11 protein-coding genes are annotated in these 15050 nt (G+C 62.9%); 7 read left to right on the forward strand and 4 right to left on the reverse strand.

Features of this window, described 5'->3' with window-relative positions; translation table 11 throughout:
- Positions 1-36: 36 nt before the first annotated feature.
- Entirely contained in the window at positions 37-1647 is a 1611-nt protein-coding gene (locus tag EKH49_RS03220; RefSeq protein ID WP_128469902.1) for a dolichyl-phosphate-mannose--protein mannosyltransferase, read from the reverse strand.
- Between the two features lie 68 nt (positions 1648-1715).
- On the opposite strand from EKH49_RS03220, the gene rsmI reads away from it, so the two are divergent.
- Entirely contained in the window at positions 1716-2576 is an 861-nt protein-coding gene (gene rsmI / locus EKH49_RS03225) for a 16S rRNA (cytidine(1402)-2'-O)-methyltransferase (RefSeq protein WP_128469678.1), read from the forward strand.
- A 138-nt stretch (positions 2577-2714) separates the two neighbouring features.
- Positions 2715-4202 (forward strand): NAD-dependent succinate-semialdehyde dehydrogenase, encoded by a 1488-nt coding sequence (locus tag EKH49_RS03230; protein ID WP_128469679.1) that lies wholly within the window; start codon positions 2715-2717, stop codon positions 4200-4202.
- A 68-nt stretch (positions 4203-4270) separates the two neighbouring features.
- On the opposite strand, the gene EKH49_RS03235 is transcribed toward EKH49_RS03230, so the two are convergent.
- From EKH49_RS03235 to EKH49_RS03245, 3 genes are read right to left on the reverse strand one after another with little or no spacing between them, the layout of a single operon-like run.
- Positions 4271-6697 (reverse strand): transglutaminase family protein, encoded by a 2427-nt coding sequence (locus EKH49_RS03235; RefSeq protein WP_161567437.1) that lies wholly within the window; start codon positions 6695-6697, stop codon positions 4271-4273.
- Positions 6697-8013 (reverse strand): DUF58 domain-containing protein, encoded by a 1317-nt coding sequence (locus tag EKH49_RS03240; protein WP_128469681.1) that lies wholly within the window; start codon positions 8011-8013, stop codon positions 6697-6699. The genes EKH49_RS03235 and EKH49_RS03240 overlap by 1 nt, the downstream gene beginning before the upstream one ends.
- A gap of 10 nt (positions 8014-8023) precedes the next feature.
- Complete coding sequence (locus EKH49_RS03245) at positions 8024-8986, reverse strand: AAA family ATPase (protein ID WP_066139734.1); 963 nt, start codon at positions 8984-8986, stop codon at positions 8024-8026.
- Positions 8987-9195: 209 nt separating this feature from the next.
- On the opposite strand from EKH49_RS03245, the gene EKH49_RS03250 reads away from it, so the two are divergent.
- From EKH49_RS03250 to EKH49_RS03270, 5 genes are all read left to right on the forward strand, one after another.
- Positions 9196-10152, forward strand: coding sequence for a TatD family hydrolase (locus EKH49_RS03250; RefSeq protein WP_128469682.1), 957 nt, complete (start codon positions 9196-9198; stop codon positions 10150-10152).
- Between the two features lie 259 nt (positions 10153-10411).
- Positions 10412-11578 carry a resuscitation-promoting factor gene (locus tag EKH49_RS17105; protein ID WP_128469683.1) on the forward strand — a complete coding sequence of 389 codons (1167 nt, stop codon included), beginning with the start codon at positions 10412-10414 and terminating at the stop codon, positions 11576-11578.
- 100 nt (positions 11579-11678) lie between these two features.
- Complete coding sequence (rsmA, locus tag EKH49_RS03260) at positions 11679-12563, forward strand: 16S rRNA (adenine(1518)-N(6)/adenine(1519)-N(6))-dimethyltransferase RsmA (RefSeq protein WP_128469684.1); 885 nt, start codon at positions 11679-11681, stop codon at positions 12561-12563.
- Positions 12564-12565: 2 nt separating this feature from the next.
- The gene (locus EKH49_RS03265; protein ID WP_128469685.1) at positions 12566-13498 is read left to right on the forward strand and encodes a 4-(cytidine 5'-diphospho)-2-C-methyl-D-erythritol kinase; all 933 of its coding nucleotides are present in this window, start codon (positions 12566-12568) and stop codon (positions 13496-13498) included.
- A gap of 154 nt (positions 13499-13652) precedes the next feature.
- On the forward strand, positions 13653-15023 hold the full coding sequence (locus EKH49_RS03270) for an NAD(P)/FAD-dependent oxidoreductase (protein WP_128469686.1): 1371 nt from the start codon (positions 13653-13655) through the stop codon (positions 15021-15023).
- The last annotated feature ends 27 nt before the right edge of the window (positions 15024-15050 follow it).

Here is a 15050-nt window from a genome sequence, read left to right on the forward strand (position 1 = left end):
TATTTCATGGAAACAGGTGGCCAAGCCACGGGCGGCCTAGCCCCAGCTGGGGAGCCACACGTGCAAGCGCCAGTAGTCATCCGCGATCATTTCCCCACTCCAGATCGGCCAGAAAAAGGCCGATGTGACTAGGAGCAGCGCCATGAATGCGGTGACCGCGATGACGCGTGACCGGTACACGGCACCGGAATTCGGATGGCGTGGAATGAACCTGCCAATCATATACGTCAATGCGAGCACCATGAACGGGACCAGCGGCAGGGTATAGAAGAAGAACATGGTGCGTTCCGGGTACATCAGCCACGGCAGGAACCCGGCCGCCACCGAGGAAAGGATCGCTCCGGCGCGCCAGTCCCGGGCGCCGATCCACCAGAGAATCAGCAGGAACATGCTGATGGTGCAGGCCCACCACATCAGTGGATTGGGAAGGTCGGTGATGACCTCGGTGCAGCGGTCCAGCTCGCAGCCGTTGACGCCCTTGTCGTAGCCTTCGAAGTAGAACAGCACGGGACGTCCAGCGAAGGGCCACGTCCACGGCGAGGACTGCCAGCCGTGCTCGGAATTCAGCCCGGTATGGAATTCGTAGCCGGCCTGGTGATAGTGCCACAAGGAACGCAGTGGAGCTGGCAGCCAGCTGATGCCTTCGCCGGGGTTCTCCACGGCCCACTGGCGGTAGCGTCCGCCCTGGGTAACCAGCCATCCGGTCCAGGTGGACAAATAGGTCAGCAGCACCAGCGGCATCATGGTGAAGAAGGAATACACGCCGTCGCGGATGAATGCCGCCGATTGCCACTTGTGGATTCCTGCGGTGCGCCGCGCGCCGAAATCCCAGAGCACTGCCATCAGGCAGAAGACTGCCACGAAGGACAGCGCCGACCACTTGATGCCAACGGCACCGCCGAGCATGATTGCGGCGATCAGCCGCCAAGGACGCCACCAGAGCATGGGGCCATGCATGAGCAGGAAATCATCGGGGCGATTGCCCTCGGGCACCGAGAGCTTCCGCGCCAGCGCGGTTCTGCCATGGATCCGGTCCTTGAGCAAGGCATAGAACGCTGCAAGCACGAAGAACATCAAGAAGATGTCCAGCAATGCGGTGCGCGACATGACAATTGAATGCCCGTCGATGGCCATGAGCAACCCGGCGATGCCGGCCAGGAGGTGGGAACCGAAGAGCAGGCGGGCGCACAGGGTGACGAGCAGAACCGAAAGGGTGCCGATCAGGGCCGTGGAAAAACGCCAGCCGAAGCCGTTGAAGTCGCCGAACAGGAGCATTCCCACGCCGATCATCCACTTGCCCAGCGGCGGGTGGACGACAAAGGAAGATTCATTTTCCAATTGCGGATTGCCTGCGATGAACTGCTCGTCGCTGTCGTCGGCCCATTCGCGCTCATAGCCGCTTTGCAGCATCGCGAAAGCATCCTTGACGTAATAGGTTTCGTCGAAGATCAGCAGGTGCGGGTGGGCGAGATTGACCATGCGCAGCAGGCCGGCAATGGCTGTCACGACGAGCGGAACAATCCACATCAGCGGACCGCCAGGGGCCACCACAGGCAGGAGCCGCTGTTTCAGGCTCTCGAAAGTGAAGGCCTGTCGCGCCGAGCGTACGTGGCCGGTGTCCGGAGTGTCTAAAGCCGAGGTGCCCATCACCAGTTCATGCTACCGGTGGAAAGTCCAGAAAGTGGGCTTTTCCTGCGTCGCGTAGGGTTGTGAACGTGCAGAACTCAGATAATGAGGGCGTAATCGTCCTGGGCGCCACCCCGATTGGCAACTTGTCCGATGCTTCCCCGCGTCTGCGGGAGATCATGGCCAGCGCCGATATCATCGCCGCCGAGGACACCAGAAACTTCCACCACCTCGCCCATGCCTTGGGCATCAAGATCACCGCGAAGGTGATGAGCCTGCATGAGCACAACGAGGCGCACAAGCGCTCCGAGGTGATTGAACTGGCCGCCGAGGGCGCCACCGTGCTGGTGGTTTCCGACGCCGGCATGCCGGCGGTCTCGGACCCCGGGTACCCATTGGTGGCAGCCGCCCTGAGCGCTGGCATCCGGGTCACCGCGGTACCTGGGCCTTCGGCGGTGCTCACCGCGCTGGCCCTGTCCGGATTGCCCACCGGCCGCTTCACCTTCGAAGGCTTCCTGCCGCGCAAGGCAGGCGAACGCCGCAAGCGCTTGGATTCCCTGCTCGCCGAGGACCGCACCATGGTGTTCTTCGAAGCTCCGCACCGGCTCAACGATTTCCTTGACGCTGCCATCGAAGCGTTCGGACCGGACCGCCAGGCGGCCGTGGCCCGCGAGCTGACCAAGAAGTTCGAGGAAGTCCGCCGGGATTCGCTGGCGGGACTGCGCGCCTGGGCGGAAGACGGCGTCCGCGGAGAAATTGTCGTGGTCATCCACGGAGCCCCGGAAGCCGAGGCCGCCTCCATCGAGGACCTGCTGCCCAAGGTTGCAGCACTGGTTGAGGAAGGCATGCGGATGAAGCAGGCCGTGGCCGAAGTGGCAGAAAAATCCGGCGTGAAGAAACGCGAGCTCTACGAGGCGGTCCTGGCAGCACGTCACGAAGCGGAAAAATAGCCGTGACCGCATAGGCTAAATGCACAATGAATGCTCGCTTCCATGGTGCAGACGGAGATTTACAGCTGCCATCTGCCCGGAATAGCGTAGACATCAAAGACGATCAGTTTTCATTATTTTCTATCAGGAGATGCTCGTATGTCGATTACTGCCCAGCGCGAAGCAGAGCTGCTCGCCAAGGTTCCAACCGGCCTGTTGATCAATGGCGAATGGAGAGATGCCTCTGACGGAGGCACCTTCGACGTGCTTGACCCGGCTACCGGCGAGAAGCTGCTGACCCTGGCCAGTGCTACGAGCGAAGACGCCATGGCAGCCCTGGATGCGGCCGACGCTGTCCAGGCCGAATGGGCGCTGACCGCACCACGCGAACGTGCAGAGATCCTGCGCCGCGCTTTCGACCTGGTCACCGAGCGCAAGGACGACTTCGCGCTGCTGATGAGCCTGGAAATGGGCAAGCCGCTGGCCGAGGCCTACGGCGAAGTGACCTACGGTGCCGAATTCCTGCGCTGGTTCTCCGAGGAAACCGTACGCCACTACGGCCGCTACATCACCACCCCAGAGGGCAAGAACAAGGTTCTGGTCCAGCACAAGCCGGTTGGCCCCTGCCTGCTGATCACCCCATGGAACTTCCCGCTGGCCATGGCTACCCGCAAGGTCGGACCGGCAGTAGCAGCAGGCTGCACCATGGTGCTCAAGCCAGCCAAGCTGACCCCGCTGACCTCCCAGCTGTTCGCTGCCACAATGATGGAAGCAGGACTTCCAGCAGGCGTGCTGAACGTGGTTTCCGGCGCCTCGGCCTCGAAGATCTCCGGCCCGCTGATGGCCGATGACCGCCTGCGCAAGGTATCCTTCACCGGCTCGACCCCAGTGGGCAAGCAGCTGATGAAGGACGCGGCTGACAAGGTCCTGCGCACCTCAATGGAACTGGGCGGCAACGCTCCATTCATCGTCTTCGAGGATGCCGATCTGGATGCCGCTGTCGAGGGCGCCATGGCCGCCAAGATGCGCAACATGGGCGAAGCCTGCACCGCAGCCAACCGCTTCCTGGTCCACGAGGATGTTGCCGAGGAATTCACCGCAAAGTTCGCCGCGGCGATGAAGGCGCTGAAGCCAGGACGCGGCACCGAAGCCGACACCACCGTAGGCCCGCTGGTCGAGGAAAAGGCCCGCGACGAGGTCCACTCGCTGGTCGAGGCCGCCGTGGCCGCCGGCGCGACCGCCGTCACCGGCGGTGCCCCAGTTGAGGGCCCGGGCTACTTCTACCAGCCAACCGTGCTGGCCAATGTCGCCAACGACGCCAAGATCCTGACCCAGGAAATCTTCGGCCCAGTGGCGCCAGTGACCACCTTCAAGGACGAGGCCCAGGCAATCAAGCTGGCCAACTCCACCGAATACGGTCTGGCTTCCTACATCTACTCGCAGGACCTGAACCGCATGTTCCGCGTTTCCGAGCAGATCGAATTCGGCCTGGTCGGGTTCAATGCTGGCGTGATCTCCAACGCCGCGGCGCCATTCGGCGGCGTGAAGCAGTCGGGCCTGGGCCGCGAAGGCGGCGCCGAAGGCCTGGAGGAATACACCACCGTGCAGTACATCGGCATTGCCGATCCATACGCAGCCAAGAAGTAGATTCTCCAGCTCCTGCCAAAGCCCAACCGGAACGTTCCGGTTGGGCTTTGGCCGTTAGGACCCGGGTGCTACAGCTGGATTCGACGGGAGCTGCGCGTGCGGGCAGGACGCGGGTGCACCGAAGCAGGGAACAAGAACGCCGAGATTCGCTGCAACACCGTCAGCTCGCCACGCAAATTGGCTTGGACCGCATGCAAGGCATCCAGCAACCTGGCGGCATCATCAGCGCCCAGATGCCGGTTGGCGTAGAAGCTTTCCTGGATGACAGTTTTCAAGGACTGCAATTCCCTGGCGATCTGGGGGTGGTCTTCGCCCAGCCGGGTGGTGTAGTCGCCGGCTGACTCGTGGTTGCCGGCTGGTTCCCGGTAATCGGCCCCGATGGCCTGCAGCTCGGCCAGCAGCGCTGGCGCGGCGTCATCCCCGCCTTGGCGCACGCGTCCCAGCCTTTCTTCGCGGAGGCGATGGCGACGCCACGGGGCAATCCCCAGCGCCACGGCGGCCAGCAGCACGATGGTCGGCACCAGCCACGCAGCCTGCGCGCCTTGTTCCACGGGCTCTGCGGGCTGCGCCTGGGCGGAAGGGCTGTCACTGGCAGGCAGGCTAGGGTTGCTGCGCTCAGTGGGGACATCCGGTGCCGTGCTTTCCTGCGGGGCCGCGGTGCGCGTTGGTTCCGGCGCGTAGCTCGGGGCATAGCCACGCCCAGGTGTGGGTTCGAAGGGAATCCAGCCCAGCCCGTTCAGATACAGTTCTGGCCAAGCGTGGGACTGCTTTCCGCTGACGGTGTAGCCGGTGAGCTCGGTACCTTCTGCCAGACGGCGTTCCGGCGTGCTCTGGGCTGTGTCCCCGGTGATTTCGAGGGTTTCCCCGTTGGCTTCGCCCGGTGCGTACCCCACAGCAATGCGCGATGGGATGCCGGCTTCACGGGCCAGCAGGGCCATGGCCGAGGCGAAGTGCACGCAGTACCCCTGGCGCCGGGTCAGGAACGCTTCAACGACGCGGCGATTGGCCCCGTCGTAGCCTTCGCGCAGGGGAGTGCGTTCGGAATACACGAAATTCCCGGAACGGAAGAAATGCTGCAAGGCCACGGCGGCATCGATGTCATTTGCCGGCTTCCCCTCGTCGCCGAAGGCCTCATCGAGGGTTTGCTGCAACAGCGGTTCCAGGGTGTTGTCCGGATCTTGCGGAAGACGCAGGTATTCATCGGCCAGCTGGTCCCCGGCATCAATTCCGAAGTGCCCGATATTGCGGACCATTTGCGTGCTGATGTCCAGATCCGAGTAGGCCACTGAAATGTCGTTGGTGGCTGCCATGGCGTCGCCAGTGAGCCTGGCCACCGAGGTTTCGTAGGTCCAGTTCCAGTCTCCGACGATGCCCTGCACGAAATAGGACTGGTTGGGCAGGGGGAGCACGGGATTGCTGATGCCTTCGGGCCAACTCATGCGCAGTACTTCGCTGGTGCTGTTGAACGTGCTGAAATTCCGTGTCACCGCTGACGTGCCATCAAGCGTGTGCTGCATCAGGCCCTCAGTTGGTTCCCAGCGGTCCGTGGAAAGATCCTTGATCACTTGCGTGCGCAGGTAGGGTGCTTCCTCAGCGGTGGTGTAGTAGTCCAGGATGGGAGCTCCGCTGTTAGAGCGGAGGTCTCTTCCGAGGTTGATCAGCGGATCGACATTGCTGGCCAGCAGGTCGCCGGATGGCCGTTGCCCCTCGGGGAACATGCCGCTGCGGAAACCAGGCATCCAGAAGCTGGCTGCCAAGAGCACACCGACACAGGTCATCGCGCTGATGCCGAGAATGCCTAGCGACCTGGGCGCGGGGAGCTTCGGCTGAGAGTGCTTGGACGATGCAGGGGCGAAAAGATAGGGAATCAGCGCTATGTAGCCGAGAACTCCCAGCACCAGCAGCGAGAGATAGCCGATTCCCGCACCTTCCTGCTTGAACAGCGAGGCAATGACAGGTGCCAGGGACAAGGGCATGATGATCAGCATGGAGGTGCGCCGGAAGCTGGCCAGCAGCTCGACGAGCAGGCTGATAGCCAGGGTAAAGCACAAGATGCTGAACGCCACATAGCGGGAATTGGCTACCGGAGGAACCTGCGTAGCGAATTGCATGCCCGCTTCAGCCAGCGCAGACCAGACCCATTGGGCGAACGGCAACCCGTAGATGTTGATTTCGCTGGCAGGGCTGAGCGCGAGGGATGCCACGGCTATGCCAGCGGCGGCCGGGAGGGCGGCCCAGCGCACGCCGCGGACTGCGCGCAGCAGCCCGGCGCACAGGTGCACGGCGAAGACCGGTACGACTAGGGCCGGGAACCAGCCGGAACCTTCGATGACCCCGGACAGCGAGGCGGTCCCGGCCAAGACTGCGACTGCAAGGCAGCAGGTAGCGGCCACACGCAGCAGCAAGAGCCGCATCGCGGCCGCAGGACCGGGGCGCGGAACGTGATTTTCGGGCTCCAGGGATTGACCGGGAGCCACAGCAAGGCCAGCGCTCATCATCCCCACATCTCGTCTATTGCCATATTGCCGGGAAGGATATGCACCTTCCAGCTGGTGCGTGCCAGTTCATGCTGGATCGCCAGATAGCGTTCAGGGTGGCTGACCAGCAGGAAAATTTCAACATGGGGTACGGTGCGTGAGAGCGTCGCCAGCCAGGCTGCCTGCGGGGCATCGAGTTCGCCGAGGATCATGATGACCGGTTCTTCGCGGAATCCCAGCAGCTCCTTGTGCAGGGTGCTGCCCAGGATCTCGGGACCGTTGGCTTCAACGCTGCCGTTGTCCAAGGACAGCTCCGTGGTCGCGGCATGGAAATCCTCGAAACTGTTCAGTGCGCCAAGCTCGGAGATGCTATGCGGGTCCCGTTGGGCCAAGGAGGTCCCGGCGAGGTTGCGGAAGGCGAGCTGGTAGCCGCTGGTGGCGTATCTCAGGCCGATGCTGCTGGCCAAGGACAACGCGTTTTCAAAGCGGCGGCTGCTGGTCAGCGCTTCAGCGTGAGCCTGCGGCAGGGAGATCCGCAGATCCGATCCGCTGTGGTTCCAATGCTCGAAGGAGGTATCCAAGACCAGGAGGGCTTGGGCGGTTGCCACATGGTTCTCCTGGCGGACCATGAGCTTGGCGTGGCGGGCGCTGGCCTTCCAATGCACCTGGCGGATGGAGTCGCCCTGCTGGTAGTCGCGGGTCGCGACATCGTAGTAATCGGCGGTGGTGCTCCGGGAGAACTTCGCATCGCCGGTGAGCGTTCGCTCTCCGAGCGAGGCGAAACGATCCAGCTCATGCAATTGCGCGCGCACCGGAACCTGCAATGACTCACCGGTACGCACCATGCCCTGGATCAGCCCCAGCGGGTCAACGACGATCTGCTGGGCTGGGCCCATGAGATGGATCCCGCGGGTGCGGAACACCAATTCGTACTCTATGGATCCCGGAGCTTGGAGCCGTGGGCCGGGACCGAAATCTTCGGGCAATCGCTCCTGGATGGTGGACCGCTCAGCACAGGACAAGCGGAACTTGCTGACCTCGCCGACTGTGGGAACCTCCGAGAGCAGCTCGCGGTGGATATTGGTGCGTCCGCGCAGGCGCATGGCCAAACCCCAGCTGGCCAAAGCCAAGGCCAGAAGGCCCATGCCCAAGGCCATCATTTCGTGCCGGCCTAGCAGATAGGCCAGGAAGAGCAGAAGCCCGCCTGCCCCGGCGGTGCACCAGCCGCGCACCGTGAACAGGTCAAGGTGCCAGCGGCGCAATGCAGTATCCGCGCTTTCGGTGCGCGTCCAGGACAGCGCATCGCGCGAATCATAGCGGGGGATCTTCTCCATGGTTGCGGCGCTAGTTCACCGGGGTGCTGGCAACCAGCTCCTGGATTACCGCACTGGCACCCAACCCGTCCGCCACCGCTCGCCGGGTCAGGATCAACCGGTGGTTCAGCACCATCTCGGCGACGCTGCGGACGTCTTCCGGCAAGACATGGTCGCGCCCATGGATCGCTGCGTGGGCCTTGGCAGCGCGAACCCACTGGATCAGCGCGCGGGGCGAAGCGCCGAGCGCTATCTGCGGATGCTCGCGGGTGGCCCGGCCCAGGTCCACCACGTAGGCACCCAGCCGTTCGGTGACCGTTACCGCTTTCACCTGCTCGATCATGTGCCCCAGATCCTCCAGCTGCACCACTGCCTGCAGCGCTTCCAAGGGGTCGAATTCATGCCGGCCGGTCAGTATGGTGATTTCGGCGTCGCGTTGCGGGTAGCCCAGTGACAGCCGTGCCATGAATCGGTCGCGCTGCGCCTCGGGCAAAGCGAAAGTGCCTTCGGACTCCACCGGGTTCTGCGTGGCCACGACCATGAATGGCTGCTCCAGCCGATGGGTGATCGAATCGACGGTGACTTGCTGCTCTTCCATGCATTCGAGCAGTGCCGACTGGGTTTTGGCGTTCGCGCGGTTGATTTCATCGGCGATGACGATATTGGCGAAGACCGGCCCGGGATGGAAAGTGAATTCGTGGGTCTGCGGGGAGTACACCGAGACGCCGGTGACATCGCTGGGCAAGAGATCCGGGGTGAACTGGATGCGGTGCACCGAACCGTTGACACTGCGGGCCAATGACTTGGCCAGCATGGTTTTGCCGACACCGGGAACGTCTTCCAGCAACAGATGGCCCTGTGCCAGCAGGACCGTCAACGCGCTGGTCACAGCCTCGGGCTTTCCGGTGATGACGCTTTGGACAGCGTCGAAAATGCGCTGGCAATTGGACTGGAATGCCGAATCGAGCGACGGCACTGTTCGGTTAGCACTCATGCGCAGTTCCTCCTGGAGAATGAACCAGGGACAAGATCCACCGTCCCGGGATGCATTCAATTGGGTCTTGCATCACATCATATGGGGTTCTTTTATCCAGTAACAGAGCCTAACTGCCGCGGGATGAGCGCCTGATTGTTGCCAATGCGCCTAGTGGTGCCACAATTAACCACAGATTCCATCCCAGTACCCACGCGCAAAGGATTATCGTGTCCAAGAAGAAGCACACTGATCCCACCTTGGTTCCCGAGGCCTACCGCCCCGCGGAGCAAGCTACAGCAGCAGGCCAGGGGGAGCGGGCGCGCGCCACGGGCAACGAAAATGGCGGAAGCCAGCGCAACCTGCACTACCCGCCAGCGCCCGAGCCGCTGCCGGTGCCCGTGGTCGATAACCATACGCATCTGGATTTCCTGGATGGAACCGTGAAGGTCGAGGCTGCCGATGCGCTGGCCGCGGCGGCCTCCGTTGGTGTCAAGGGGCTGATCCAAGTCGGCTGCGACGTGGAATCATCCGAGTACGCGGTCGAGGTCGCCAACCAGTACCCGAATATCCTGGCCGCGGTGGCCATCCACCCCAACGATGCCGCGCGCCTGGCCGAGCGCGGAGAGCTGGAAGCGGCAATTGCCCGGATCGAGGAGCTCGCCGCGGATTCGCGGGTACGTGCCATTGGCGAAACCGGGTTGGACTACTTCCGCACCGGCGAAGACGGACAAGGCGCCCAGGAATATTCCTTCCGCGAGCACCTGCGCATTGCGGTGGAGCAGGGCAAGGCGCTGCAGATCCATGACCGTGATGCCCACGAGGATGTGGTGCGGGTGCTCAAGGATGCGCCATTGCCTGGGAAAGTGGTCTTCCATTGCTTCTCGGGTGATGCCCGGCTGGCCCGGGTCTGCAACGACAACGGCTGGTACATGTCGTTCTCCGGAACCGTGACGTTCAAGAATTCCCACGATCTCCGCGAGGCTTTGTCGCTGGCGGATCCGCAATTGCTGCTCGTGGAAACCGATGCGCCGTTCTTGACCCCACACCCCTTCCGCGGCCGCCCGAACGCCAGTTACATGATTCCCTACACGACTAGGTTCTTGGCGGAAAACAAGGGAATCGAGCTGGCGGAATTCTGCACCCTGATCGATGCGAATACCCGGGAAGTGTACGGAGAATTCTAGACCCGCCGGTTGTGTGTCTCGTTACAGGACACTTGCCACAAATATAACAATTCGGTTACGGTGGATGAGATGTCCGGTACCGCCCCTGCCTGTTTTCGGCAAGGCGTGTTCGGGACAGCCTGATCCTCAACGCTTTGCAGCAGGTGGAAACACGGCGCAATTTTGATTGAAGGACAGACAGCGAACACTGCCGGGCCCACCGATGATTCTGGACGGAATCGGCGGAAGCGGGCCTACAAACGATGGGGATCTCATTACCGTGACTCACTTGCTCAAGAAGACCTGGGTGAAATACCTGGCGCAGGCGCTCGCCGTAGCCGTGGTTATCGCCGGCGCTGTTTTCTACATTTCCGGACAGAAGTCAGTTGTCATGTCGGTTGATGGACAGCGCCAGGAAATCACTACCCGTGCCGCCACCGTCGGCGCACTGCTGGAACAGCAGGATGTCACCTTGGCTGAGCGCGATGAGATCTCCGCAGCACTGGATTCCGAACTTGTCGACCAGCAGCTGGTTGACATCAAGCGCAACAAGTCGATTGAAGTCACCGTGGATGGCACCGAGCGTGTAGTGCACACCACCGGCATGACCGTTGCCGACGTTGTCGAGCAGCTCGACCTGGAAAAGGGTTCCGAGGTATCCCTGGACGAGGACATGCAGTTGGCCGCCTTGAGCGATGACCTGGAAGTCATCACGCCCAAGGAAATGACCCTGGTCGTCAAGGATAAGAAGAAGAAGGTCGCAACGACCGCTTCGACCGTCAAGGAACTGCTTGCCGAGGAAAAGATCGAGGTCGACGGCAACGACGAGATCAACGTCAAGATCAAGGGCGAAACCGACAAGAACGTCAAGGACAGCGTCAAGCTGGAAGCCGGCATTACCGTCGAGGTCATCGACGTCACCGTGAAGACCTGGGACGAAACCCGCGACATCGACTTCGAGACCAAGAAGATCAAGGACAGCTCGCTGGACAAGGGCGACACCGAGGTCAAGACCGAAGGCAAGAAGGGCGAGCGCCAGCTGACCCTGCGCCAGGAAACCCGCAACGGCAAGAAGGGCGAGGAAGAAGTCCTCAAGTCCAAGGTCACCAAGAAGCCAGTGGCCGAGGAAATCCGCGTGGGCACCAAGGAAGAGAAGAAGGAATCCTCCTCCTCCAAGAACACGCCAACCCCGGGCGGCATCTCCGCAACCTGGGCAGCACTGGCCAAATGCGAATCCGGTGGCAACTGGTCGATCAACACCGGCAACGGCTACTACGGCGGCCTGCAGTTCTCCGCTTCCTCATGGCGTGCAGTCGGCGGCACCCAGTACGCACCGCTGCCGCACCAGGCAACCCCGCAGGAGCAGATCGCCGCGGCTGAGGTACTGCGCCGTTCCGGTGGCTGGGGCCACTGGCCAGCATGCTCGGCCAAGCTGGGCCTGCGCTAAAGACATAAGCCAAGCAGCAACGCGACGCGTCCACCATCACGGTGGACGCGTCGCGTTGTTATGTTTGGATGAATCTAGCTGAACTAGAATTGGATCTGTGATGTCTAAGGAATCTTTGCCGCTGCTTGGGGCCACCGAAATCCGTCGTCTGGCCCAAGAGCTGGGAATCCGCCCTACCAAGACGCTGGGGCAGAACTTTGTGATTGATGGGAACACCATCCGCCGCATCGTCGCCGCCGCCAAAGTCGACCCCTCAGAAACGGTGCTGGAAGTAGGCCCGGGCCTAGGCTCCCTGACCCTGGGCATCATGGACGCCGCCGCCAAGGTCGTGGCCGTGGAAATTGATCCGCCATTGGCCAAGCGCCTCCCGCAGACCATGGCCGAATTCCGCCCGGGCCGCGAAGACGACCTGACCGTGATCCTTTCCGACGCCATGAAGGTCACCGAACTTCCTGGCGAACCCACCTCGCTGGTCGCCAACCTGCCCTACAACGTCGCCGTCCCGGTGGTGCTGCACCTGCTGGAGCACTTCCCGTCCATCCGCAACGGCCTGGTCATGGTGCAAGACGAAGTGGCCGACCGGATGGCCGCCACCCCAGGCAGCAAGATCTACGGCGTACCTTCGGTGAAGGGCGCCTGGTACGGAACCATGCGCAAGGCCGGCGTGATCGGCATGAATGTTTTCTGGCCAGCTCCGAAGATCCATTCCGGCCTGGTGGGCTTCACCCGCGACAAGGACCGCAGCGATGCCCCGGACCGCGAAGAAGTCTTCGCCATCATCGATGCGGCTTTCGCCCAGCGCCGCAAGACCTTACGCGCGGCCCTGTCAGGCTGGGCCGGATCCGGTGCGCGCGCAGAACAGATCCTGGTGGCCGCCGGCATCGATCCGAAGGAACGCGGCGAGAAACTGGACATCGAGCAATACATCGACATTGCCAGGGCCGCTCAGGATGTTCCGGCTGAAGCTCCGGCGAGCGAGGCCTAGGCATGTCCAAGCAGCGCGTCATTGCAACCGCACCGGGCAAGATCAACTGCTACTTCAAGGTCGGCCCTCCGCGCGAAGACGGCTACCACGAGGTGGCCAGCCTCTACGTCGCGGTGTCCTTGACCGAGCAGATCGAAGCGAGGCTGCGCACCGACGGCGAGCTGCAGCTGAGCCTGGAACCGAATTCCCCGGTAGTTTCCGAACCGGAGAATTTCCCATTGGGCGCCGGTAACCTGGTGCACCGGGCGGCCCAGCTGCTGCGCGAGCACACCGGTTGCAGCCTCGGCGCGGACCTGCACATCACCAAGCGCGTTCCCATAGCCGGCGGCATGGGCGGCGGCTCCGCCGACGCCGCGGCCACCTTGGTGGCCTGCAACGAATTGTGGGGCACCGGGCTGGACCGCGAGGAACTCGGCCGCCTGGGCGCACGGCTCGGTGCCGACGTGCCTTTCGCCTTGATGGGCGGGGCCGCCATTGGACTGGGCATCGGCGACAAGCTGGCCCCATTGCTGACCCGCGCCAAGACCCACTGGGTGCTGATTCCGGCCAGCTATGGCCTGTCGACTCCGCGCGTCTATGGCATGCTCGATCGCTTGCGCGCGGGCATGGAAATCGAAGTTCCGCAGGAAATCGATCCTGCGGTGATCGAGGCGCTGATGGCCTCGGACGCGCCAGCCTTGGCCCGGGTGCTGGCCAATGACCTGACCCAGGCTTCCCTGGCTTTGGCCCCGGAGCTGGGCACTATGCGCGATATGGCAGAAGGAGCCGGCGCGCTGCGCGCCATGGTATCCGGCTCAGGCCCGACCTTGGCATTGCTGGTCAAGGACGCCGAGCATGCTGATGAGGTCATGGCCCAGCTGGGCGACGAAGTGGGTGTGGCTACCATCCCGGTGACCGCACCAGCACCCGGAGCGCACATCACCCTCGCAGAATAATCCTCCGAAAAATCCCTGTCTGGCCTTGAGCCGGGCAGGGAGTTCTTTCATCATTTGCTCCCGACCCCTTGTTGCGACTTCGGCATGGCCCTAGGCTGAATCCCAAAGCAAATATTGAAGACTATTCATTTATGACTCTGGGGCGGAACACAACATGCTCAACGGACGCGTCTCACACTGGTGGGAAGAGATCGGACTGCCAGAGCCACGCCAGCAGCTGCGCGGCCATGGCAGCGCAGACGTGGCCATCATAGGTGCCGGATTCACCGGCCTATGGACCGCCTACTACCTGGCCAAGGCCAACCCGGAGCTGAGCATCACGATCCTCGAAGCCCGGCACGCAGGCTACGGCGCCTCGGGACGCAACGGGGGATGGCTCACCAACACCATCACCGCCGGTCGCGAACGCTACCTGAAATCCCATGGAAGGCAGGCGGTCAACGACTTCCAGCTGGCAATGAACCGTACCGTTGCCGAGGTCATCGAGGTGTGTGCCGCCGAAGGGATTGACGCAGATATCCTGCAAGGCGGAGAGCTCGAAGTTGCCTACACCCCGGCCCAGGAGAGACGGCTGCGTGCCGACGCTGTGGCAGCTGCGCAATGGCAGCACTCGGACACCGAGCTGCTGGAAGCCGACGCGGTGCGCCGCAAGGTCAACGTGGCCAACGCCCGGGCAGGGGTGTGGCATCCGCATGCCGCCCGGATCCACCCGGCCAAACTGGTCCGCGGTCTCGCCGTCGCGGTGGAGCGGCTCGGCGTGACGATCCATGAAAACACCCGTGCCACCGCGTTGCGCCCGCACCGCGTCGAATTCGACGGCGGCACGCTGGACGCCGAATACATTGTCCGTGCCACCGAAGGGTTCACCGCCGGGCTGGCCGGGCACAAGCGCTTGTGGCTGCCGATGAATTCTTCGCTGATCGCCACCGAACCGCTGGCGCAGTCCGTGTGGGATGAATTGGGATGGAATCACGGCGAGGTGCTGGGGGACTACGCCCACGTGTACATGTATGCCCAGCGCACCGCGGATGATCGCATCACCATTGGTGGTCGGGGCGTCCCATACAAGTACGGTTCGCGCACGGATACCGACGGCGTGACGCCGCACAGCACCGTCCAGGGATTGCAGGAAATCCTGCACCGCATGTTCCCGCAGACCCGTGGCGCAAGAATCGACCACGTATGGTCCGGGGTGCTTGGCGTGCCTCGCGACTGGGCGGCTACCGTGGGACTGGACCCGGCGACCGGTATTGGCTGGGCCGGTGGCTACGTCGGCACCGGGGTCAGCACGACGAATCTTGCCGGACGCACCCTGCGCGACTTGATCCTCGGGGAAACCACTGAATTGACCAGCCTGCCGTGGGTCAACCACCAGGTGCGCAAATGGGAGCCGGAACCGTTGCGCTGGCTGGCAACCAAGGGCCTGTATGCGGCCTATGGCGCGGCAGATCGAAGCGAGTTGAAGGGGCGTGCCAGCTCGTCTCCACTGGCAGTACTGGCCGACAAGATCACCGGGAAGCCTTGAGGGCTTGGCCTTGCAAGGCCTAGGCTG

Source organism: Glutamicibacter sp. HZAU, from assembly GCF_004100365.1.
Lineage (GTDB): Bacteria > Actinomycetota > Actinomycetes > Actinomycetales > Micrococcaceae > Glutamicibacter > Glutamicibacter nicotianae.

Coding starts and splice junctions, on each gene's coding strand:
- EKH49_RS03245 (WP_066139734.1), bottom strand. CDS start 8,986: ATGAGTGCTAACCGAACAGTGCCGTCGCTCGATTCGGCATTCCAGTCC.
- EKH49_RS03240 (WP_128469681.1), bottom strand. CDS start 8,013: ATGGAGAAGATCCCCCGCTATGATTCGCGCGATGCGCTGTCCTGGACG.
- EKH49_RS03235 (WP_161567437.1), bottom strand. CDS start 6,697: ATGAGCGCTGGCCTTGCTGTGGCTCCCGGTCAATCCCTGGAGCCCGAA.
- EKH49_RS03265 (WP_128469685.1), top strand. CDS start 12,566: ATGTCCAAGCAGCGCGTCATTGCAACCGCACCGGGCAAGATCAACTGC.
- EKH49_RS03270 (WP_128469686.1), top strand. CDS start 13,653: ATGCTCAACGGACGCGTCTCACACTGGTGGGAAGAGATCGGACTGCCA.
- EKH49_RS03230 (WP_128469679.1), top strand. CDS start 2,715: ATGTCGATTACTGCCCAGCGCGAAGCAGAGCTGCTCGCCAAGGTTCCA.
- EKH49_RS03220 (WP_128469902.1), bottom strand. CDS start 1,647: ATGGGCACCTCGGCTTTAGACACTCCGGACACCGGCCACGTACGCTCG.
- rsmA (WP_128469684.1), top strand. CDS start 11,679: ATGTCTAAGGAATCTTTGCCGCTGCTTGGGGCCACCGAAATCCGTCGT.